The sequence below is a fragment of the Serratia sp. PGPR-27 genome (assembly GCF_022678525.1).
Lineage (GTDB): Bacteria > Pseudomonadota > Gammaproteobacteria > Enterobacterales > Enterobacteriaceae > Serratia > Serratia nematodiphila.
The window spans coordinates 25,331-45,919 of the sequence record NZ_JALBYS010000012.1 but is presented as its reverse complement, the minus strand read 5'-3'; the positions used below and the strand labels follow the sequence as shown (position 1 = coordinate 45,919).

Genomic DNA, 20,589 nt, shown 5'->3' with positions numbered 1-20,589 from the left:
CCTGAAAGAATAAAAAAATAAAACTGCATCATTTAAATTCATAATGTCTTTATGTCATTATAAATTCAGAAAAGTCTTGGGCAATCCCTTAAAATTGATCAGTTGCCATTCAATATTACGAGAACCATGAGAAGTTAGTCTCAAGAAGCGCCTCACAACCGATATATTCCACTGCCGTCATCTTCACACAGTGCAATAAATCATGATTATCATTAGATTTTAATCATGAGTCTTAAATCCCGCATTTCAAAAAAAATCAGATATAAATTCCAAAAACACGAAAAGCATAGTCTGCTATTTATATCTTCATCGTACCTCCCACCAAAACACTGCCTCAGACTGTTTTCCTTCCGTCCTTAAAAAGGCAACCCTCTCATCATGGAATTAATATTTATGATAGAAAAAGCCATTCAGATAACGCAGAGGCATAATACACAAACCCCGAAGAAAAAAGTTTTATATATTGAAATTATCTTTAAATTTAAAATAAAAACCTACAAAAAAAACATAAAATAGGTTTTTGTAAATTTAAATTAGGAAGAAAATAGAACAAACAGAATATAAGACTAATGGGATTAGTTGAGTTTAATAAAAAATATATCCCAGATTCCAAATCGCCGATTTTAGCTTGGGAAAATTTCGCTAAACGCGTGTACAGCCGCAGAGTTGCGCAACCTTAGGCATTCCACTACGCAGTGTAACAATGCATGCTACCTTCACCATTAGCCCCACACGCCATCAATCAATTCACAACAGATGCGGCGCACCTCTGGTTAACACCTGAAAGCCATCACCAAACATTTTGGTGATGAGGTTTATTTCAAATTCGCCGATAAGCAACATTGCATTATGTAACCCCGTTATAGAAGCCTGGTAATAGCGCTAAAATAATGAAGCGCATACAATACCGGGTAAAATGTTCTCGCGGCCATCCCCCAAGATTCGCGCTCCTTTTTTCAATCTGGTACGGCGCATTAGCGAACACAGTAAGAGTGGTTTACGCTGAATACTCATTTTCGCACTGCAAAGCGAGCCGGAATCCATGCCCAGAACAGCCAAAGTCGTTGACGTCCCAGCCCTCGGCGAGCTCGACCGCCAGGCGGGTCAGCTAAGCCACCAGCTGGCGCAGGCCCTGCGCCAGGCCATCCACCGGGGCGATCTGAAAGCGGGCGATCTGCTGCCCTCGACGCGCCGGCTGTCGGCGGCGCTGGATCTGGCGCGCGGCACGGTGTTGGAAGCCTTTGCTCAGCTGACGGCGGAAGGCTTTCTCGAACCGCAGCCCGGCTCCGGCACCCGGGTCGCCCACTATCAGGCGCCGCGCCGCACGCCGCACGCCACGGCGCAGGCGAGTTCAGCGGTAGCGGTTCCGCTTTCTTCACAGGCTCAGCATTTGGCGCGCTTTGCCACGCAGGCGCGGGCGCTGCCGCCGGTGCCGTTCACTGTGTCAGTGCCAATCGGCGATACCGCGCCCGACGATATCTGGCGGCGGCTCGGCAACCGCATCCGCGCCCGCGGCCCCGGCGCGCCGTCGGGCTACGGCGATCCGCTGGGCGCACTGCCGCTGCGCGAAGCCATCTGCGACTATGTGCGCCGTTCCCGCTCGGTAAACTGTACGCCGCAGCAAATCCTCATTACCTCCGGCACCCAACAGGGGCTGTATCTGGCCGCGCAGATCCTGTTGGACGCCGGCGACAGCGCCTGGGTCGAAGATCCTGCCTACGCCGGCATTACCGCCATTTTCGATAGCCTGTTCCGCGATCGGCGCATGATTAGGGTGCCCGTCGCCGACGACGGCATCGACGTCGCCGCCGGCGTGCGCCTGGCCGCCAATGCCCGCGCCGCCTTTGTCACGCCGTCGCATCAGTATCCGCTGGGCATGCCGATGAGCATGGCGAAAAGAAGCGCCCTGCTGGCCTGGGCCAGAGAGCGGCAGGCCTGGATCGTGGAAGACGATTACGACAGCGAGATGCGCTACGCCGGCCACCCGTTCCCTTCGCTGCAGGGGCTGGCGCCCGAGCGGACGCTCTATCTCGGCACCTTCAGCAAGGTGCTGTTCCCTTCGCTGCGGTTGGGTTACGCCATCGTGCCGCCGCCGCTGGTCGACGCCTTTTGCGGCGCCAGGATCCTGATGGATCGCCATCCACCCAGCGCGGATCAATACGTGCTGGCCGCCTTTATCGCCGAAGGGTATCTCGACCGGCATATCCGCAAAATGCGCGGCGTCTACGCCGAGAAGCGTCGGGTGCTGATCGAGGCGATCAACGCTTACATCCCGGCCGAGCTGGCGGTGGTGCAGCCCTGCGATCAGGGCATGCACATGGTGCTGTGGTTGAGAAAAGATCTCGACGACGTGCGGGTCGCCCTGCAGGCCAACGAAGCCGGGTTGGCGCTGCGGGCGGTGTCGCCGATGTATGCGCCCGGCCACGGTGAGCCGGGCCTGGTGCTGGGGTTGGGCGGTTACGCCGACCGCCAGGTGCAACTGGCGGTGGAACGGCTCGGACAGGTGATCCTGGCCTGCGCCGGCAGCGGCGCCTAGCGGGAAAAACGTTTGGCGCCGAACACGCAAACCACCACGCCGGCCATCACGGCGATCATCATCGGCTGGACGGTTTCCTGCAGCAGCCAGCCCGCCAGCGCCAGGCCGAAGAACGGCTGCAGCAGCTGCAACTGCCCGACGGCGGCGATGCCGCCCTGCGCCAGGCCGCGATACCAGAAAATAAACCCAATCCACATGCTGAACACCGAGACGTAAACCAGCGACAGCCAGGCAGCGCCGCTGACCACGGGCCAGGCGGCCGGTGCCGCCAGCCAGGTGGCCGCCAGCGTCAACGGCAAGGCGACCACCAGCGCCCAGGAGATCGCCTGCCAGCCGCCGATCCGGCGCGACAGCACCGCCCCTTCGGCATAACCCAGGCCGCACAGCAACACCGCCCCGACCATCAGCGCATCCCCTTGCCAGGCGCCGCCGCTCCCCTGGCTCAACGCGAAAGCGCCCACCAGCACGGCGCCGACGCCTGAAAAAGCCCAAAAAGCGGGCTTGGGCCGCTCTCCGCCGCGCAAAACGCCAAAACCGGCGGTCGCCAGCGGCAGCAGGCCGATATACACCAGCGAATGCGCCGAGGTGGTGTGCTGCAGCGCCAGCGCCGTCAGCAGCGGAAAACCGATGACTACGCCAAGCGCCACAAACAGCAGCGGCGGCAAATCGGCCCGCGTCGGCCGCGCCTGCCGGGTGATCAACAGCGCACACAGGGCCAGCAAAGCGGCGATCGCCGCCCTGACCGCCGTCAGAAACAGCGGATCGAGCTCCAGCACCGCCACCCGGGTGGCGGGCAACGAGCCGCTGAAGATCATCATGCCAAGAAAACCGTTCATCCAGCCCTGGGCCGAATGCCCGGCGGCGGGATGTGCAGGGGTAACAACGAGAGTTTTTGCAGACTGACTGTCCGTCATGTGAACGCTCCGCACGCCTGAGGCATACCGAAATCGGCAACCCGCGAGGCGATGTCATAGTGAAAGAGAACATCGTTCCCCGGCGTCGTTTGCCGGGGCTGCGTTCTATTTTTCAGATAAAGCGGTTCACAGACAGGTCCAGATAGTGAAATTTTCACTGTGCCGGTTAGCAAAGCGCGCCGCTAACGCCAAAGAAGGGCGTTTTTCGGGCTGTCCTTGGCCGTTTGGCGGCCCTGCCTGCGGGGTATCATGGACTTTTATGCGTTTTTGTAGAACAGGACAAGGTGCGGCGCCGTGGTGAAACCCTTCTTACGCAGTGGCAGTTTGGATGACGTGCTGGCTTTAGGCGAGAACGGGCAACCGGTCTACGCCTGCGCGCAGCAGTTGCGGGAAACCCTGCGCCTTCGCCGGCAGCAGCAGGCCGCCGACTGTCTGGCGATCCCCCAGCCGAACGAAAGCGGCACCCGCATCGACTGGTATGCGCCCTTCCCCGGCAAAGTCACCTCCTGGCTGGCGGCGAGCGATGCCCAGCGCGCGCAGGCGGTACGGCACCTGGAACACTGCCTGGCGACCTTCCGCAGCCTGACGGAACAGGCCCTGGCGACCGATCACCCCAGCCATCGCCTGTTCGGCGCGCTGCTGGCCAAAGCGATGCACATACCCGACCCCAACCACGTTTACCTGGTGGACGATCGGCCGGTGCTGACCTTCTGGGGCTTTATCAAGCCGCAGGCGCAGAGCCCGGACGATCCGTTGGCCTGCCTGCGTCCGATCGAATCGGAAGTGGAAAAACCGGCGCCGATCGCTGCCGCTCCGCGCAAACCGGCCGTTGTCGAACCGGTAAAGCCGGCCCCGGCCGCCGAGCCTGAACCGGTGCCCGCTCCGGCGGCGCCCGTCGAATCCCCCACCGTTGTTCGCCCACATCGGCGCCACGCGCTGTGGCTGTTGCCGGTACTGCTGCTAGGCAGCGCGGCGCTGGCCGCCTGGCTGCACCGCTCACCGTCGCCGCAACCGGCGATGCCGGCTGAGGTGCGCCATCCGGCGCCGCCGGAAAAAACCGCCGCGCCGTTGCCTAAGCTGCGCTTGCCGCTGGCGCACGCCACGCTGATGCCGCCGCCCCCAGCCCCGGTCATCCCGCAGCCGGCGGACAAAAATGCGCTGGTGCTGCCGCCCGAGGCGGTGAAGGCCGGCTCCACCCGTTTCCTTAACGGCAAATGGCGCGCCACGGTGGCGCTGAAAGATCCGATTACCGGCAAGCGCCCCGGTCTGCAATACCGTCTGAACGGTGGCAAGGGCAGCGCCGTCATCGCCTACGGCGACGGCGTCAGCTGCCGGGTGGCGGTCGAAGCCGGGCTGATGCAGTCCGGCAATCTGGTGATCAACAGCCGCACCAAGGCGCGCTGCAGCGACGGCAGCCGCTACCAGATCCCGGAGATCGTCTGCCGCCAGGGCGAAACCGGCGCGGCAGAGTGCACCGGCCGCTACGATGCGGACACCACCTATCCCATGACGTTCAAGCGCGAGAGTAAATGATGCTGGCACCCCTTACGGACTACAAACACGGCATTACGCTGATCCAGGACAGCGGCATTCAGTTTCTGGACTTTGCCCTGACCCCGCGGCTGGACGCCGAGTTTCCCGGCAAATTCGTGCGCAAGACCGCCAGCGGCCCGCTGCTGCGCCTGCAATGGGAGGCCGAGAGCGGCAAATACCAGTTGCCGGCCGTGGGCGACCAGGCCGCCGAAGTGGTGCGGCCGGAGTTCAGCTACCCGCTGCAGCAGTCGCTGCGCCTGCTGGATAAGCTCTGGCTGCCGCTGCCCTTCTTGCGCCACACCCCGGCGGGCCTGTTTTTGTCGGGCCCGGACAACTGGGCGCGCCTGCAGGTGGTGCAGCTGGATGAACCGGATCAGGACGGCAACCTGCTGCGCGTGGTGCTGGCCTTCGACACTCGCGCCGCCGCGCCCGGCCAGGAGGCGCTGGCGCCGGGCGAAAGCGATCTCGGCGCCGATCTGAGCTTCGCGCTGGCGCACCGCAACCACGAGCTGGGCGAATTTCTCGATCTGACCTGGGTGGACGGCTGGCTGCGCGAGGCGTTCAGCCAGCGCGCCGCCGAGCGGGAACAGCGCGCCGAGGCGGAGATCAACGCCGGGCTGAAAACCTTCGAGTATCAGGCGCACTACCTCAACCTGCTGCACATGCTCGGCCACCAGCTGGCGGTGCCGCAGATAAAGATGGTGGCGGCAACGCTGCAGCAACCGGCGATCGACGTCGATCTGGTGCTGGACGTCGGCAACTCGCACACCTGCGGCGTGCTGGTCGAAGACCACCCGGAAGAGAGCAACGGCCTGAAGCAAACCTACGAGCTGCAGCTGCGTTCGCTGTCTGAACCGCACCGCGTCTACAACGAGCTGTTCGAGAGCCGGGTGGAGTTTTCTCAGGCCAGCTTCGGCAAGCCGCATCTGTCGTTCCAGAGCGGGCGCGACGACGCCTTCCAGTGGCCGTCCATCACCCGCGTCGGCCGCGAAGCCGCGCAGCTGGCGCAGCGGCGAACGGGCCATGAAGGCACCACCGGCATTTCCAGCCCGCGCCGCTACCTGTGGGACGAGGAGCGCTATGCGCCCGGCTGGCGCTTCAACGAGCGGCACGAGCCGATGGCCGCCGCCGCGCCGTTGACCACCCTGATCAACGACGAAGGCGTGCCGCTGTCCGCCCTGCCGACGGCGCAACGGCTGCCGGTGTTCACCGCCCATTACAGCCGCAGCGCGGTGATGACGCTGATGCTGAGCGAGCTGCTGGCGCAGGCGCTGATGCAGATCAACAGCATCGCCCAGCGCAGCCGCATGCCGAACGCCGCCGCGCCGCGCCGTTTGCGCGCCATCATTCTGACGCTGCCTTCGGCGATGCCGAAACCGGAGCGCGAGATTTTCCGCCGCCGCATGCAGGAGGCGATCGGGCTGGTGTGGAAGGCCCTCGGCTGGCACCCGCAGGATGCGCCGTTCGACGGCGCGCACGCCCGCTTCCCGGCGCCGCTGGTGCAGATGGAGTGGGACGAGGCCACCTGCGGTCAGATGGTCTATCTGTACAACGAAACCCAGGTGAACTTCGCCGGCCGCACCGATGCCTTCTTCGCCGCCATGGCTCGGCCCGATCGGCCGCTGGCGCCGGGTGAACAGCCCGGCAAGACGCTGCGCATCGCCTCCATCGACATCGGCGGCGGCACCACCGATCTGGCGATCACGCACTACTCGCTCGATGACGGCGTAGGCAACAACATTAAAATCAACCCGCGCCTGCTGTTCCGCGAGGGCTTTAAAGTCGCCGGCGACGACATCCTGCTGGACATCATCCAGCAGTTTGTCCTGCCCGCCGTGCAACAGGCGTTCGAGGCCGCCGGCGTGAGCGCCGCCGCGGCGCTGATGGACAAACTGTTCGGCAACGAAGGGCGCATGGACGGGCTTTCCACCCTGCGTCAGCAGGCCGCGCTGCAGATCTTCATGCCCGCCGGACGCGCGCTGCTCGGCGCCTATGAAGAATACGACCCGCTGGACAACCGGGCGGAAATCGCCGCCAGCCTGGGCGATCTGCTGCCGCAGCCGCCGACGCCGCAGGTGCTGGCGTTTATCAACGGCGAAGTGCAGCGCGAAGCCGACAGCAACGCCTTCGATATCCTGCACACCCCGCTGGTGATCCGCCTGGCCGATCTGCACGCCGCTTTCTTGTCCGATCGCATCGGCATCGGCCGCTGTCTGCGCCTGCTGGCCGAAGTGGTGGCTCTGTATACCTGCGACGTACTGCTGCTGACCGGCCGCCCGGCGCGCTTCCCCGGCGTGCAGGCGCTGCTGCGCCATCTGCAGCCGCTGCCCGCCAGCCGCATTCTGCCGCTCGAGGGGTATCACACCCGCAGCTGGTACCCGTTCAACAAACGCGGCCGCATCGACAACCCGAAATCCACCGCAGCGGTGGGCGCCATGCTGTGCCTGCTGGCGATCGATCTGCGGCTGGAGAGCTTTTACTTCAACGTCGGCGATTTCCAGCCCTACTCCACCATTCGCTATCTGGGCATGCTGGACGGCAACAACATGCTGGCGGACGATAACGTCTATTACCGCGACATCGATCTGGATCGCGCCGATTTCGCGCTCGATCCCGCCGGCAGCTTCCAGCTGCGCGGCCCGCTGCGTCTGGGGTTCCGCCAATTGGACAACGAACGCTGGCCGGCCTCGCCGCTCTATACGCTGACCATCAATGACGCCCAGCTGGCGCGCAAGCTGGCCGGCGACGCGGTGATCAGCCTGCGGCTGGCCATCACCGCCAGCGCCGAGCAGGGCGCCGAGAGCGTCAAGATCGCGCATGCGCTGCTGGCCGACGGCAGCCCCGTCCCGGCGCACCACCTGCAACTGAAACTCAATACCCTGGCTGCCAGCGCCTCCGGCGCGACCCACTACTGGATAGACAGCGGGAGCATTTACCCACGATGAACACGCAAACCTTCGCCCCTGCGGCTCCGAATAACGCGCTCAGCGCCGGCATTTTGCAAGCTATCGACTGGGTGGACGCCGCGCGCCGGCAGTCCCCCCGCCTGGAGCGGGAGGCCGATCGCCTGATACAGCGCCTGCGCCGTTGCCATAACCGCGCCGCACGGTTGGAAAACACATGCCCTGCGCAGGTCGCCATCGGTTTGTATGGCCACAACGCCGCCGCCAAGGCCCATCTGCTGGCGGCGCTGGCGCCTGGCGCAAAGCGCTTCAACGCGGACCTTTCGCTCGCGGTGCGCTACTGCACGGCGGCCGAGGCGGGGCCCGCCGAGTATCCGATCGCCCTCGCCCTGCTCAATGAAGCGCAGTGGCTGGCCATCACGCTCGATGCCGCCGCGATGGGCGGCTTCCGGCTGGACTGGGACGCCCGCGCGATCGCCGGCCATCTGCAAACGTTGGCGCGCCACCGCCAAGCCATCGCCCCCGACGCCCTCAGCGACGGCGATGTGCTGGCGCTGTGGGATAGCCAACGCCGCCACGGCGACAAGGGGCAACAGACGCTGGACAGGCATTTCTGGCCGCAGGCCGTGGCGCTGGCGCCGCAGCTTAGCATCGACGATCGCGCGCGCCTGTTTGCGCCGCTGTGGGGAGAGGAACCGACGCTGACGACGCATTATCGCCAGCTGGCACACACGCTGCATGCCCTCGGTGACAGCCGGCAGGTTCATGCCCCGCGCCGCGCCTTGACGCTGCTGACCGCGAGCGCCGCACCGGAAAACACGGCAATCGTCGTGATGGCCGAACACGGCGGTGAACGGGAGATCGCGCTGAGCGATCTGGTCTGGTTGACCGCCGAAGTCACCACCGTTCTGCCGCAAACCGCGCAGGCGGGCCTGCCCGCCGACGTGGCGCTGATCGACCTGCCCGGCAGCTGCGCCCGCCCGCAGGCGGAACCGACGCAGCGGCTGCAACAGGCGAAACGCGCCCATTTGCTGGCCCGCTGCGCGGACGGCCTGCACGCCAACCTGCTGCTGGTAGCCGATGCCGCCGCCACGCCGCAGGACGCCGCGCGCATCGGCCAGGCGCTCGCCGGTTGGGTCGACCACACCCAGGGGGAAACCCCGGCGCTGCGCCAGCGCCGCAAACCCGGTTTAATCTGGGCGATCACGCCGTTCGACCCACGCCAGGAAGGCAAGCCGCGCCCTGACGACGCCGTTCAGCGCCAGGTCGGCGAACCCGGTGACAGCTGGGCCACACTGCTGGCGCTGGATGAGCAGGATTGCCGCCGCATGGTGAACTACCTGGCCGCACAGGCGCGCCCGGCCCACAAGCAAGCGCGCCTGCTCGAGCTGCGCGAAGAGTTGCAGCGCGAGCTGACGGAAAGCCTGCTCGGCAACTGGCTCACCGCCGCCGATCCATACGCGACCCAGCAACGCGCCCAACAGCTGCTGCGCGCGCTGCAGGCGCAGGCCGGCCGCCACGGCGAACTGCTGGAACGATTGTTGCCCCAGCGCGATACGCTGCGCCAGCTTTACCAGCAACAGCAGCACGCCGCGCCGACCCCGGCGACGCCTGCGCCGTTCGGGCTCGACATCGATCTGTTCGGCGCACCGGAAACCCCGGCGCCCGGCGAGCCCCCCACGTCACCCTTTGCCGCGCGGATATTCGCGGATTGGATCAACCATCTGCGCAGCCTGCCGGACAGCCGCCGGTTGCTGGATCTGCTCGGCGTCGACAAACCGCATCTCGAACTGCTGGTTGATGCGTTGATCGGCGCCGCCTGCCGCCAGCGGCTCGATGATGAGCTGGAGCGCGCGCTGTGCGCCGGCGGCCTGCCGGAACAGGGGGAAGATCGGCAGATCAGCCAGGCGTTGGCGCTGTTGGGCGACTTCGTCGCCTGGCTCGGCTTCCAGCGGCGCGATGCGGCAACGCGCCCCGAGAGCCGCGTCAATCCCGGCCAACCGATCTTTACCCCGCCGCCGCAGCCGGCGGTGGACTGGAGCGGCCAGCAGCGGCTCACTCGGCTGGCGCCGACGCCAACCAAAAGTACCGCATTTTATATCTATGACTGGCTGATCGGCCTGCAGACCCTGCTGGCGGAAAATGCCGCGCAGGCGCAGCCGGCGCTGGCAGACGAGCAACGCGCCGACCTGGCGGCGATCGTCGCCGCCCTGCGCGCTGCGCCGTAGCGGGCGCCATCCGGGCCGGACGCCGCCGCGCAGTCAGTGGCAGGCCGGCCCGGCCGACATCACTTCGCGGAAATGGGTGACCAGCGGGCGCAGGTTGGCCTTGTGCCACACGGCCCACAGCTGCGTGGTGTATTGCATCCAGGGCAGCTCGCGCAACACTACACCTTGCGGCGCGTTATGCCGCAGGCTGTGCTGGATCAACGTCATCCCCAACCCGGCGGCGACCAGCCCCAACGCAGTCAGCGGCTCGCCCGCCTCCAGCCGAATATCCGGATCGAACCCGGCCTTCACGCAGGCCGCCACGAAGTCGTCGCGCGAATGGGCATCCTCTTTGTGGATCACCGAGATCCAGGCCTGATCGGTGAGATCCGCCGGCTGCAGCGTTTCCCTGTCCGCCAGCGGATGCGTCTGCGGCAGGGCCAGCAACATGCGATCGTCCAACACCTGCGTATAGTCCAAATCCTGATCGTCGCGATCCGGCGCCGTATTGACCAGCGCCACGTCCAGGCTACGCTGCCGCAGCCCTTCCAGCTGCATGGAAGAAGGCTGGCTGTAAAGCACGATGTGCACATCCGGCCGGGACACCCGCAGCGACCGCAAGGCGTTCGACAAGACGCCGGAGTGCATCGCATTTTCGATATAGCCAATGCACAGCCCGCCGTCTTCCCCGCGCCCCAGACGGCGCCCAAGCGACTCGAGCCGGGTGGCGTGCGTCAACAGCGCGCGGGTTTCTGCCAGAAACGTCTGGCCGTCGGCGGTCAGGCGGATGCGCTGCTGATTGCGTTCGAACAGCATCAATCCGAGGCGCTCCTCAAGCTGGGAAATCTGCCGGCTCAGCGGTGACTGGGAAATGTGCAGCCGTTCGGCGGCGCGGCCGACGTGCTCTTCTTCCGCCACCGCCACAAAGTATTTCAACTGACGTAAATCGATCATGTGAGACCTCAAAGGACTTAACTTAGACAAATTATGTCCTATCAAGTCACAACTTGCCAAGTTATCTTTAGCCTCGTGACGGGGCAGACGCTGTATGAGCCCCACTAGTTTCCCTGAAAAGATAACGAATTGAGGATTCACCATGAGCATCAAAAATATTTTACCCGGCAAGATCGGTTTGGGCGGCGCGCCGCTCGGCAATATGTTCCGCGCCATTCCAGAAGAAGAAGCGCTGGCTACCGTAACCAGCGCCTGGGACTTGGGCATCCGCTACTTCGACACCGCACCGCTTTACGGTTCCGGCCTGTCGGAAATTCGCATGGGCGAAGCGCTCTCTCAGTACCCACGCGATGAGTTCGTGCTGAGCACCAAAGTGGGCCGCATCATGCTGGACGAAATGGAAGATCCCGCCGCCCGCGATCTGGGTGAGAAAGGCGGCCTGTTCGAACACGGTTTGAAAAACAAGATCCTGAACGACTACTCGGAAGACGGCACGCTTCGCTCCATTGAACACAGCCTGAAGCGTCTTAAAACCGACCGTCTGGATATCGTCTGGATCCACGACGTCGCTCAGGATTTCTACGGCGACAGCTGGCTGGAACAGTTCAATATCGCCCGTACCGGCGCCTTCCGCGCACTGTCCCGCCTGCGTGACGAAGGCGTGATCAAAGCCTGGGGCCTCGGGGTCAACCGCGTCGAGCCTTGCGAACTGACGCTGGCGCTTGATGAGCCGAAACCGGATGCCTTCCTGCTGGCCGGCCGCTACAGCCTGCTGGATCACGAACGCGCCCTGCAACGCCTGATGCCGGAAGCGCTGGAACAGAATGTCGATATCGTCGTCGGCGGCCCATACAGCTCCGGTGTGCTGGCCGGCGGCGAACATTTCGAATATCAGAAAGCGTCCCCGGCTATTCGCCAGCAAGTCGCGAAAATCAAAGAGATCGCCGCTCGCTTCCAGGTAGACGTCAAAGCCGCTGCGCTGCAATTCGCGCTGGCTAACCCGGCCGTCGCCGCCGTGATCCCCGGTTCGAGCCGTCCTGGCCGCATGGCCGAAGATCTGGCTGCGCTGGATGCAGTGATCCCGGCTGAGTTCTGGGCGGAGATGCGCCGTCAGAAACTGGTGGCCGACAACGCGCCGCTGCCGATTCGTTAAGTTTTATGGGGCCGCACCCCGGCCCCATTACCCACATGACAGAGTGATATACATGATGAAACTGGATCTTTCAGGCAAAGTCGCCGTCGTCAGCGGCTCCACCTCCGGCATCGGTCTCGGCATCGCGCGCGGGCTTGCCAAAACGGGCGCCACCGTGGTGATCGTCGGCCGTCAGAAAGCCGGGGTCGATAACGCCATCGCCGACATCAGCGCCAACGTGCCCGGCGCGCAGGTACGCGGCGTGGTCGCCGATCTCGGCACCGAACAAGGGGCTGCAACCCTGTTCGCCGCGGAGCCTAAAGCCGACGTGCTGGTCAACAACCTCGGTATTTTCAACGATAAAGACTTCTTTACCGTGCCCGACAGCGAGTGGATGCACTTCTATAACGTCAACGTCCTCTCGGGCGTGCGTCTGGCGCGCCACTACGCGCAGAGCATGACCGAACAGGGCTGGGGACGCATTATTTTCGTGTCGTCCGAATCCGGCGTCGCCATCCCGGCGGATATGATCAACTACGGCGTGACCAAAAGCGCCAACCTGGCGGTATCTCACGGCCTGGCGAAACGCCTCGCCGGCACCGGCGTGACGGTCAACGCCATCCTGCCAGGGCCAACCTTTACCGAAGGCCTGCAGGAGATGCTGGCGGAAGCGGCGGCCAAATCCGGGCGCAGCGCGCGCGATCAGGCCGACGAGTTCGTTAAAACCGAACGCCCAAGCTCCATCATTCAACGCGCGGCGGACGTCGATGAAGTGGCCAACCTGGCCGTTTACCTTGCGTCTCCGCTGTCTTCGGCCACTACCGGCGCGGCGCTGCGCGTCGACGGCGGCGTCGTCGACACCCTGGCAATGTAATTCCGTACCCTAAACCGATATCAAGAGAGAAAGAAAATGGCTACTACATCCGTATCTATGAACATCCCGGCATCCGCCGACACCGTATGGCAACTGATCGGCGGCTTCGACGCCCTGCCTGACTGGCTGCCGTTCATTCCGAAAAGCGTCGTTTCTGAAGGCGGCCGCGTGCGCACTTTGACGACCTCTGACGGCGGTACCGTTATCGAGCGGCTGGAAGCGTTCGACAACCGTCAACGCAGCTACAGCTACTCCATCATGCAGGCGCCGTTCCCGGTGGTGAATTACCTGTCCACCCTGTCGGTACACGCCACCGACGACGCCAACGTGGCGCGCGTGGAATGGTCGGGCAGCTTCACGCCGGTCAATATCAGCGACGACGAAGCCGTCGCCCTGTTCCATGGCATCTACCAGGATGGCCTGGATGCGCTGAGCGGCAACTTCCCGCGTTAATGCGTGAACACTCCTCACGCTTACGGCCGATGGTGAAAACCATCGGCCATTTTTTTGCTTTAGCTCTGGAGCAGGATAAATCCGCCAGCGCCGTTTATGCTGTAAAGGAGACTTCCGTTTGAGGAGATGGCCGTGCGCCCTTTCAGCCTGAAGACTATCGACCATGTGGTGCTGCGCGTGCGCGATATGCAGAAAAGCCTGCATTTTTATACCCGGATCGTCGGCTGTGATATCGCCAAACAGCGGCCGGATTTGGGGCTGATGCACCTGCGCGCCGGAGCGGCCATGATCGATCTGGTGGATATTAACGGCGTGTTGGGGAAAAAAGGCGGCACGGCGCCCGATCCTCACCGGCAAAATGTCGATCACATCTGCCTGCGCATCGATCCTTTCAACGAGGACGAGCTGTTGGCCTATCTGCGATCGCAGGGGATCGGCGTTGATCCCGCCGAATCGCGCTATGGCGCTGAAGGCGACGGCCCGTCCATTTATTTCAGCGATCCGGACGGCAATCGCGTGGAATTGAAGGGGCCGGCGATCGGCTAGATCCTGGCGCTCCCGTTGATGTCGGACAGCCGTTGGCGATCCGTCACCCGCAGTGATTTGTTTTTAAATTGAATGATGCCGTCCGCCGCGAGCTGCGCCAGCGCGCGGCTCAGCTGTCTGACGGAGATGCCCAATCTCGCCGCCAGCGCCTCCCGGTTTTCCAGCTCAATCAATTCCCCTTCGTTCTTTATCTTGAATAATAAAAATTTTCGCAGTTTATACTCCGCCGTAAAAACGCCGTTCGCATGCAGCAAAGAGGCATTCAGCAGCTTATTGCTCAATTGCCGGCAGATAAAGGTGAGGAACGCCGGGTCGCTCAGGGCGTGATTGTTGATGGCCTCTATCGGTGCCGCGAGGAGCAGCGCGTCGGTCACCGCCTGCACGGTGCTGAACAGCGTGCGCTGCGCCTGGGAGAACAGCTCCAGATCGCCAATCACCGAGAAATCCGTTTCGAAGGAAAAGACAATGTGCGCGCCATTCACATCAAAATTCTCAACCTGCAATTTTCCCTGCACGAGAAAAAACAGGTGGGTCAAACGATCGCTTTGCGTCACCAGGTATTCGCCGGCTTCGACGCTGACCAGGCGCAGTGCGGCGAGCAGCGTGGGCGAAAGCGCCGTTCGCAGATCGTGAGCGTCGATAAAAGCTTCTTTTAGCTTGCTGTCACCGACCGTTTTCAAGGCGATTCACTCCCAGGGCTCATCCTTAAACGTCTTACATCCTCGCTTTCGACTGCGTTCAGCATAGCCGACGCGCTTCAGAACGAAAAAGGACATCTGACCTTTTTTGCCTTAGGTCGTCTGGGTACTTTCTCCGCATAGCCCACCCGAGGAGATGGCCATGCGACATATTTTGATAGATACCGATACTGCTTCCGACGATGCCGTCGCGCTGCTGATGGCGTTGCGCGCACCCGACGTAAAGGTGGAAGCGATCACCACCGTCGCGGGAAACTGCCCGCTTGAACAGTGCGTCAAAAATGCACTTATCTGCGTGGAAAAAGCGGGAACCTATGCGCCCCCGGTTTATGCCGGCATGGCGAAACCGCTTTTGCGAACGCGTTATCATTCGCACCATATTCACGGCGAAGACGGCATGGGCGACATGGCCTTGCCCGATCCGCGCCAGAGCGCCGAACCCGTTCATGCCGTGGACGCCATCATCGACTGCGCCGCACGGCTCAATGGCGAGCTGGAAATCGTCACCCTCGGGCCGTTGACCAATCTCGCGATGGCGGTGCTGAAAGCGCCCACGCTGGCCGAAAAAGTGAAGAGGGTTTATGTGATGGGCGGTTCCGGGCTGATGCCCGGCAATATCACCCCGCTGGCCGAATTTAATTTTTACGCCGATGCCGAGGCCGCGCATCTGGTGCTCACTGCCGGGCTGCCGCTCACCCTCGTTGGCTGGGAGATCGGCATGGGGGAAGCATTTATCAACGAACGCGATATAGAGCGATTGAATAATCTCGGCGAACTGGGGCGCTTTGCCGTGCGCTGCAATCGCACGCTGATGGCGTTCAACGCCATGCGCACCGAACGTAAAGGCTTTGATTTGCCCGATCCGACCACCATGGCGGTGGCGCTCTACCCGGACATCGTCGAAACCAGTCTGGAGGCGTATTCCTGGGTTGAATATAAAAGTGAAAGGTCTTACGGCCATTACGTCATCGATTCCACCCACCTGACCGGCGAACCGGCCAATGCGTGCGTGATCACCCGCATCAAACCCGGCCTGTTTAAAGAAAAACTGTTTTCGTTGTTATCTCAGCCGTTAATGAAATAAGTGGCCCGTATGAAATTCGATCCAAGAAAATTGAAGAAAGTGGAATTACACGTCCATTTGGATACCTGTTTAAGCTACCACTATGTCAAAAAGGTCGACCCGCAAATAACCAGAGCGGCATTTAATCGGCAATTTATCGCGCCGAAGCGATGCGCCGATCTGGGGAACTTTTTAAGCAAGATAGCGCCGCAAATAGATCTATTACAGACACGCCAGGCGATAACGCTGGCCGTCGGGGACTTATTCGCGCAGTTGGCGGCGGATAATGTCATCTATGCCGAGCTGCGCTTCGCGCCGCTGCTGCATACCCGGCTGGGATTAACCGGCGAAGCGGTGGTCGAGACGGTGCTGGCGGCCATGCATCACGCATCACGGGCTTACGGCATCGCCGCCGGGCTGATCCTGTGTACGCTGCGACATTTCGACGCGGCCGCCAGCCTGCAAACGGCGAAACTGGTTATCGATTATCAGGGAAGCGGCGTGGTGGCGCTGGATTTGGCCGCCGATGAAGCGCGTTACCCGCTGACCCACCATGTGGCGGCCTTTCGCGCCGTGCGAGCAGCCGGCGGCAACGTCATCGCCCACGCCGGTGAGGCGAAGGGCGCCGACAGCGTACGGGAAACGCTGGAGCAGCTACAGGTGTCGCGCATCGGCCACGGCGTCAGAAGCATCGAGGATGCTGCCCTTATCGAGCGTCTGATAGCCACCGGCGTCCTGCTCGAGATCTGCCCCAGCTGCAATCTCGTCTGCAATCTGTTCGACAGCATCGACGATCATCCGATAGATCGGCTGAAAAGGATGGGAGTGCGGCTGAACGTGAATACCGATGCGCGCACCGTCGCCGACACCACGCTGAACAAGGAGTACCAGCTGTTGCATGACGCCTTCGGCTGGCAGGATGACGATTTTAACCGCAGCAACCGACAGGCGCTGGAGGCGAGTTTTCTCGACGGCAACACTAAAATGAAATTAATGAATCAGCTCAAGGCCGGGCCAATGTGACCCGGCACGTGTCAAGGCTGAGCGGGTTTTAACGCCCCTGCGCCACCAGCGCCTGGGCGCAGGCCCAGGCCGAACTCCAGGCCCACTGGAAGTTGTAACCGCCCAGCCACCCGGTCACGTCCACCACTTCGCCGATGAAGTAGAGCCCCGGCGCCTTGTGGGCCTCCATCGTCTTGGAGGAAAGTTCGTTGGTGTCGACGCCGCCGAGCGTCACTTCCGCCGTGCGGTAGCCTTCGGTGCCGTTCGGCTGCACGCGCCAGTTCTGCAACAGATCCACCAGCGCCGCTTGTTGCGGCGCATTCAGCTGCTTCAGCGTCGCCTCCGGCAGTTGTCCCAGGGTCTGCAAGCACTCCACCAGCCGCTTCGGCAAATGCAGCGCCAGGGTGTTTTTCAGGCTTTGGTTCGGGTGCTCTTGGCGTTGGTTATCCAGGAAGCCCGCCAGATCCAGCTCAGGAAGTAAGTTAACGCTCACATACTCACCCGGCTGCCAGTAGCTGGACAGCTGCAATACCGCCGGGCCGGAGAGACCGCGATGGGTGAACAGGATGCTTTCACGGAAGCTGACGCCGTTCTCGGCGGTGATCACCGCCGGCACCGACACGCCGGACAGCGCCTGCACATGCTCCAGCAGCGGCTTATGCAGGGTAAAAGGCACCAGCCCGGCGCGCGTCGGCAGCACCCTGAGGCCGAACTGCTCCGCCAGTTTGTAACCGAACGGCGAGGCGCCCAACCCCGGCATGGATAATCCGCCGCTGGCCACCACGAGTGAGCGAGCACTTACTTTTTCGCCATTGAGCGCCAGCTGGTAGCCGTTCTCGGTTTTCTCCACGCCCAGCACTTCGCTGCGCAGGCGCATCGTCACCTGGCCCAGCTCGCACTCTTTGACCAGCAGATCCACCACCTGCTGCGCCGAATCGTCGCAGAACAGCTGCCCCAGCGTTTTTTCATGGTAGGCGATGCCGTAGCGGTTGATCAGATCGATGAAGTCCCACTGGGTGTAGCGCGCCAGCGCCGACTTGCAGAAGTGCGGGTTGTTCGACAGATAGGCCGCCGGTTCGGCGTACATGTTGGTAAAGTTGCAGCGCCCGCCGCCGGACATCAGGATCTTGCGGCCCGGTTTTTTGCCGTTGTCGAGCAGCAACACGCGGCAACCGAGTTGCCCCGCCTGCGCGGCGCAAAACATGCCGGCGGCACCCGCCCCAATCACTACGACATCAAACTGTTCCACCTGAGCCTCACTTATCAAAACCACAATCGCGACAAAAGAGCGCCATATTACGCCGTTTCGCCGCCGGTCACCGCCAAATTCACGGCGGCAGATTGTAAAGCCCCGGCGCCGCCAACGCCACAGTAAGAAAATATTACAGAGGTCAGAGGAGAATAACGCGTTGATATTCAATATTTTTGTTATAGGCGCGTCATCGTTTCGTCATGTCCAAATCAAAAAAACGTCATATTTTCCTTTTCCCCGGCCCCGGTTGTCACTGATAATGCGCGGCGTTCATGTCCACAAACTGGCGTAACGCTTATGCTGCATTTGTTCGCTGGCCTGGATTTCCATACCGGCCTGATGTTAATTCTCGCATTGTTGTTCGTGTTGTTTTATGAAGCCATCAACGGTTTTCATGATACGGCCAATGCGGTCGCTACAGTTATTTATACCCGCGCCATGCGCTCGCAACTTGCGGTCGTGATGGCAGGTTTGTTCAACTTTCTTGGCGTAATGCTCGGCGGTTTGAGTGTTGCTTACGCCATCGTCCACTTGCTGCCTACCGATCTGTTGTTGAACGTCAGTTCAGCACACGGATTAGCCATGGTCTTCTCCATGCTGTTGGCGGCAATCATCTGGAACCTCGGCACCTGGTATTTCGGTCTGCCGGCCTCCAGTTCCCATACGCTGATAGGCGCAATCATCGGTGTCGGTTTAACCAACGCCCTGATGACCCACACTTCGGTGGTGGATGCGCTTAACGTCCCGAAAATGATTGGCATTTTCCTTTCTCTGCTGTTCTCGCCGCTGGTCGGCATGATGGTGGCGGGAGTGATGGTGTTCGCCTTGCGCCGCTATTGGAGTGGCACCAAGAAACGCCAGCGTATCCACATGACCCCTGCGGAACGTGAAAAGGTCGACGGCAAACGCAAGCCGCCGTTCTGGACCCGTATCGCGCTGATCCTGTCGGCGATTGGCGTCAGCTTCTCGCACGGCGCCAACGACGGCCAGAAAGGCATCGGCCTTATCATGCTGGTGTTGATCGGCGTTGCGCCGGCCGGCTTCGTGGTCAATATGAATGCAACCGGTTATGACATCACCCGTACGCGTGACGCCGTGACCCACCTGCAGCAATATTACCAGCAGCACGGCGACGCGCTGTCGCATGCGGTGTCGCTGACGCCGCTGGTGCCAAGCCCGGATGACGAAGCTGCGTCTGGCAAACCGGCCGAGTTCCACTGTGACAGTTCGCGCGCCATGCCGGCGATCGAGCTGGCTCAGGGCATGTTGACCAACCTGCAAAGCTACGATCAGCTGACGGTTGACCAGCGCAGCCACCTGCGCCGCCTGCTGATGTGCGTGACCGACACGGCGGATAAAGTCGCCAAGCTGCCGGAAACCTCATCCGCCGACCAGCGCTTCCTGAAGAACCTGCGTCAGGATCTGCTGCAGACCGTCGAGTACGCGCCGATGTGGATCATCGTCGCCGTCGCGCTGGCGCTGTCGCTCGGTACCATGGTGGGCTGGAAACGCGTGGCCACCACCATCGGCGAGAAGATCGGCAAGAAAGGCATGACCTACGCCCAGGGCGTATCGGCCCAGATGACCGCGGCGCTGTCGATCGGCGTGGCGAGCTATACCGGCATGCCGGTCTCCACCACCCACGTCCTCTCTTCGGCGGTTGCCGGGACGATGATCGTGGACGGCGGCGGCGTGCAGAGCAAAACCGTGAAGAACATCCTGTTGGCCTGGGTACTGACCCTGCCAATCTCGATTCTGCTTTCCGGTGCGCTGTATTGGATTGCGTTGAAGCTGATCTAAGCGATAAGCATCATGAGGAAGGCGGCCGCAGGGCCGCCTTTTTTTTGCCTGCATCAAGGGAAACAGAAAGGCATTAATACCAAATCATCATCGCTATCAGGCAGATGACCACCAGGCCGCACAGGGCCGAGGTCAGCATAAACTGCCCGCGCACCCGCTCACAGCGGCGAATAAACTCCGGATCGTGGTGTTCGACATAGCGCTGCGCAAAGATATAGCGCACCAGCCTCAGTTGCTTGCTGGGTTGGCCGTGGGCGGTGAAGAAGCCGCCGCCGTCGACGTATTGGTACAGCAGCGGGTCACAGCCGCGCAATACCACCAGCAGCGCGCGCAGAGAAGAGTAATACCGCACCATGTTTACCACACACACCACACATAAGGCCCAAAACAGCGCGACGGTACTGATCATGATTGCCCCCTCAAGGCGTTGTTATCCGCGGCCATCCGCCGGGTCCAACCGCCCTACCTCATTACCCGATACTCTGCTGGAGCTTACCGCTCTCATCCCCTTTTTTTGCCTGCACGGGCCACGCCCATAACCCACCGCCTCCGAAGACGTTGCCGCACCGCACGATGAGATTTGCACGGCATGGTTCTACTCAGAGGAGAAATGATGAGGCCCATATCCATCATTGTAGGTTAATGAAACGCAAACTGGCCTGAGCAGTGGATAAAATTTACCGCCCTGTACCGAAAAGTCACCTGCCGGGGCGTTATAAGCG

At 61.8% G+C, this 20,589-nt stretch carries 16 protein-coding genes; 11 read left to right on the top strand and 5 right to left on the bottom strand.

What is annotated here, in order from left to right; all coding sequences use genetic code 11:
• Nucleotides 1-1,042: 1,042 nt before the first annotated feature.
• Nucleotides 1,043-2,536, top strand: a complete 1,494-nt coding sequence (locus MMS95_RS08955) for a PLP-dependent aminotransferase family protein (RefSeq protein WP_242141584.1) — start codon at nt 1,043-1,045, stop codon at nt 2,534-2,536.
• On the opposite strand, the gene MMS95_RS08950 is transcribed toward MMS95_RS08955, so the two are convergent.
• The gene (locus MMS95_RS08950) at nt 2,533-3,450 is read right to left on the bottom strand and encodes a DMT family transporter (protein WP_075685659.1); all 918 of its coding nucleotides are present in this window, start codon (nt 3,448-3,450) and stop codon (nt 2,533-2,535) included. The two genes, MMS95_RS08955 and MMS95_RS08950, sit on opposite strands and share 4 nt — an antisense overlap.
• Nucleotides 3,451-3,744: 294 nt before the next feature.
• Here MMS95_RS08950 and MMS95_RS08945 point away from each other — a divergent pair, with 294 nt between their 5' ends.
• The 3 genes from MMS95_RS08945 to MMS95_RS08935 are packed head-to-tail and all read left to right on the top strand — an operon-like array spanning nt 3,745 to nt 10,114.
• Nucleotides 3,745-4,983, top strand: coding sequence for an SrfA family protein (locus MMS95_RS08945; RefSeq protein ID WP_118892652.1), 1,239 nt, complete (start codon nt 3,745-3,747; stop codon nt 4,981-4,983).
• Nucleotides 4,983-7,928: a virulence factor SrfB gene (locus MMS95_RS08940; RefSeq protein WP_162895254.1), complete on the top strand. Its 2,946-nt coding sequence runs from the start codon at nt 4,983-4,985 to the stop codon at nt 7,926-7,928. Before MMS95_RS08945 ends, MMS95_RS08940 begins: the two co-directional genes overlap by 1 nt.
• Nucleotides 7,925-10,114: a virulence factor SrfC family protein gene (locus MMS95_RS08935; protein WP_118892650.1), complete on the top strand. Its 2,190-nt coding sequence runs from the start codon at nt 7,925-7,927 to the stop codon at nt 10,112-10,114. The genes MMS95_RS08940 and MMS95_RS08935 overlap by 4 nt, the downstream gene beginning before the upstream one ends.
• Before the next feature lie 33 nt (nt 10,115-10,147).
• Here MMS95_RS08935 and MMS95_RS08930 read toward each other — a convergent pair whose 3' ends face one another.
• A complete protein-coding gene (locus MMS95_RS08930) occupies nt 10,148-11,047 on the bottom strand; it encodes a LysR substrate-binding domain-containing protein (protein WP_015379354.1) in 900 nt (299 codons plus the stop codon).
• A gap of 142 nt (nt 11,048-11,189) precedes the next feature.
• On the opposite strand from MMS95_RS08930, the gene MMS95_RS08925 reads away from it, so the two are divergent.
• The 4 genes from MMS95_RS08925 to MMS95_RS08910 all read left to right on the top strand — a co-directional run bounded on the left by MMS95_RS08925 (nt 11,190) and on the right by MMS95_RS08910 (nt 14,052).
• Nucleotides 11,190-12,200, top strand: a complete 1,011-nt coding sequence (locus MMS95_RS08925) for an aldo/keto reductase (RefSeq protein ID WP_015379355.1) — start codon at nt 11,190-11,192, stop codon at nt 12,198-12,200.
• A gap of 55 nt (nt 12,201-12,255) precedes the next feature.
• Nucleotides 12,256-13,053: an SDR family oxidoreductase gene (locus tag MMS95_RS08920; protein ID WP_004930955.1), complete on the top strand. Its 798-nt coding sequence runs from the start codon at nt 12,256-12,258 to the stop codon at nt 13,051-13,053.
• A 36-nt stretch (nt 13,054-13,089) separates the two neighbouring features.
• The gene (locus MMS95_RS08915; protein WP_031300306.1) at nt 13,090-13,506 is read left to right on the top strand and encodes an SRPBCC family protein; all 417 of its coding nucleotides are present in this window, start codon (nt 13,090-13,092) and stop codon (nt 13,504-13,506) included.
• A 126-nt stretch (nt 13,507-13,632) separates the two neighbouring features.
• Nucleotides 13,633-14,052, top strand: a complete 420-nt coding sequence (locus tag MMS95_RS08910; protein WP_004930960.1) for a VOC family protein — start codon at nt 13,633-13,635, stop codon at nt 14,050-14,052.
• Here MMS95_RS08910 and MMS95_RS08905 read toward each other — a convergent pair.
• Nucleotides 14,049-14,732: a cyclic nucleotide-binding domain-containing protein gene (locus MMS95_RS08905; RefSeq protein ID WP_021505201.1), complete on the bottom strand. Its 684-nt coding sequence runs from the start codon at nt 14,730-14,732 to the stop codon at nt 14,049-14,051. The two genes, MMS95_RS08910 and MMS95_RS08905, sit on opposite strands and share 4 nt — an antisense overlap.
• A gap of 160 nt (nt 14,733-14,892) precedes the next feature.
• Here MMS95_RS08905 and MMS95_RS08900 point away from each other — a divergent pair, with 160 nt between their 5' ends.
• Together MMS95_RS08900 and add are read left to right on the top strand one after the other, a co-directional pair.
• A complete protein-coding gene (locus MMS95_RS08900) occupies nt 14,893-15,834 on the top strand; it encodes a nucleoside hydrolase (RefSeq protein ID WP_015379360.1) in 942 nt (313 codons plus the stop codon).
• Between the two features lie 9 nt (nt 15,835-15,843).
• On the top strand, nt 15,844-16,836 hold the full coding sequence (gene add, locus MMS95_RS08895; RefSeq protein ID WP_075685651.1) for an adenosine deaminase: 993 nt from the start codon (nt 15,844-15,846) through the stop codon (nt 16,834-16,836).
• Nucleotides 16,837-16,864: 28 nt separating this feature from the next.
• Here the strand turns inward: add and MMS95_RS08890 are convergent, their stop codons facing one another.
• Nucleotides 16,865-18,064 (bottom strand): NAD(P)/FAD-dependent oxidoreductase, encoded by a 1,200-nt coding sequence (locus MMS95_RS08890; protein ID WP_118892647.1) that lies wholly within the window; start codon nt 18,062-18,064, stop codon nt 16,865-16,867.
• A 300-nt stretch (nt 18,065-18,364) separates the two neighbouring features.
• Here MMS95_RS08890 and pitA point away from each other — a divergent pair, with 300 nt between their 5' ends.
• Nucleotides 18,365-19,867 (top strand): inorganic phosphate transporter PitA, encoded by a 1,503-nt coding sequence (gene pitA / locus MMS95_RS08885; protein WP_015379362.1) that lies wholly within the window; start codon nt 18,365-18,367, stop codon nt 19,865-19,867.
• Nucleotides 19,868-19,940: 73 nt separating this feature from the next.
• On the opposite strand, the gene uspB is transcribed toward pitA, so the two are convergent.
• Nucleotides 19,941-20,276, bottom strand: coding sequence for a universal stress protein UspB (gene uspB / locus MMS95_RS08880; protein ID WP_004930978.1), 336 nt, complete (start codon nt 20,274-20,276; stop codon nt 19,941-19,943).
• Nucleotides 20,277-20,589 lie beyond the last annotated feature (313 nt).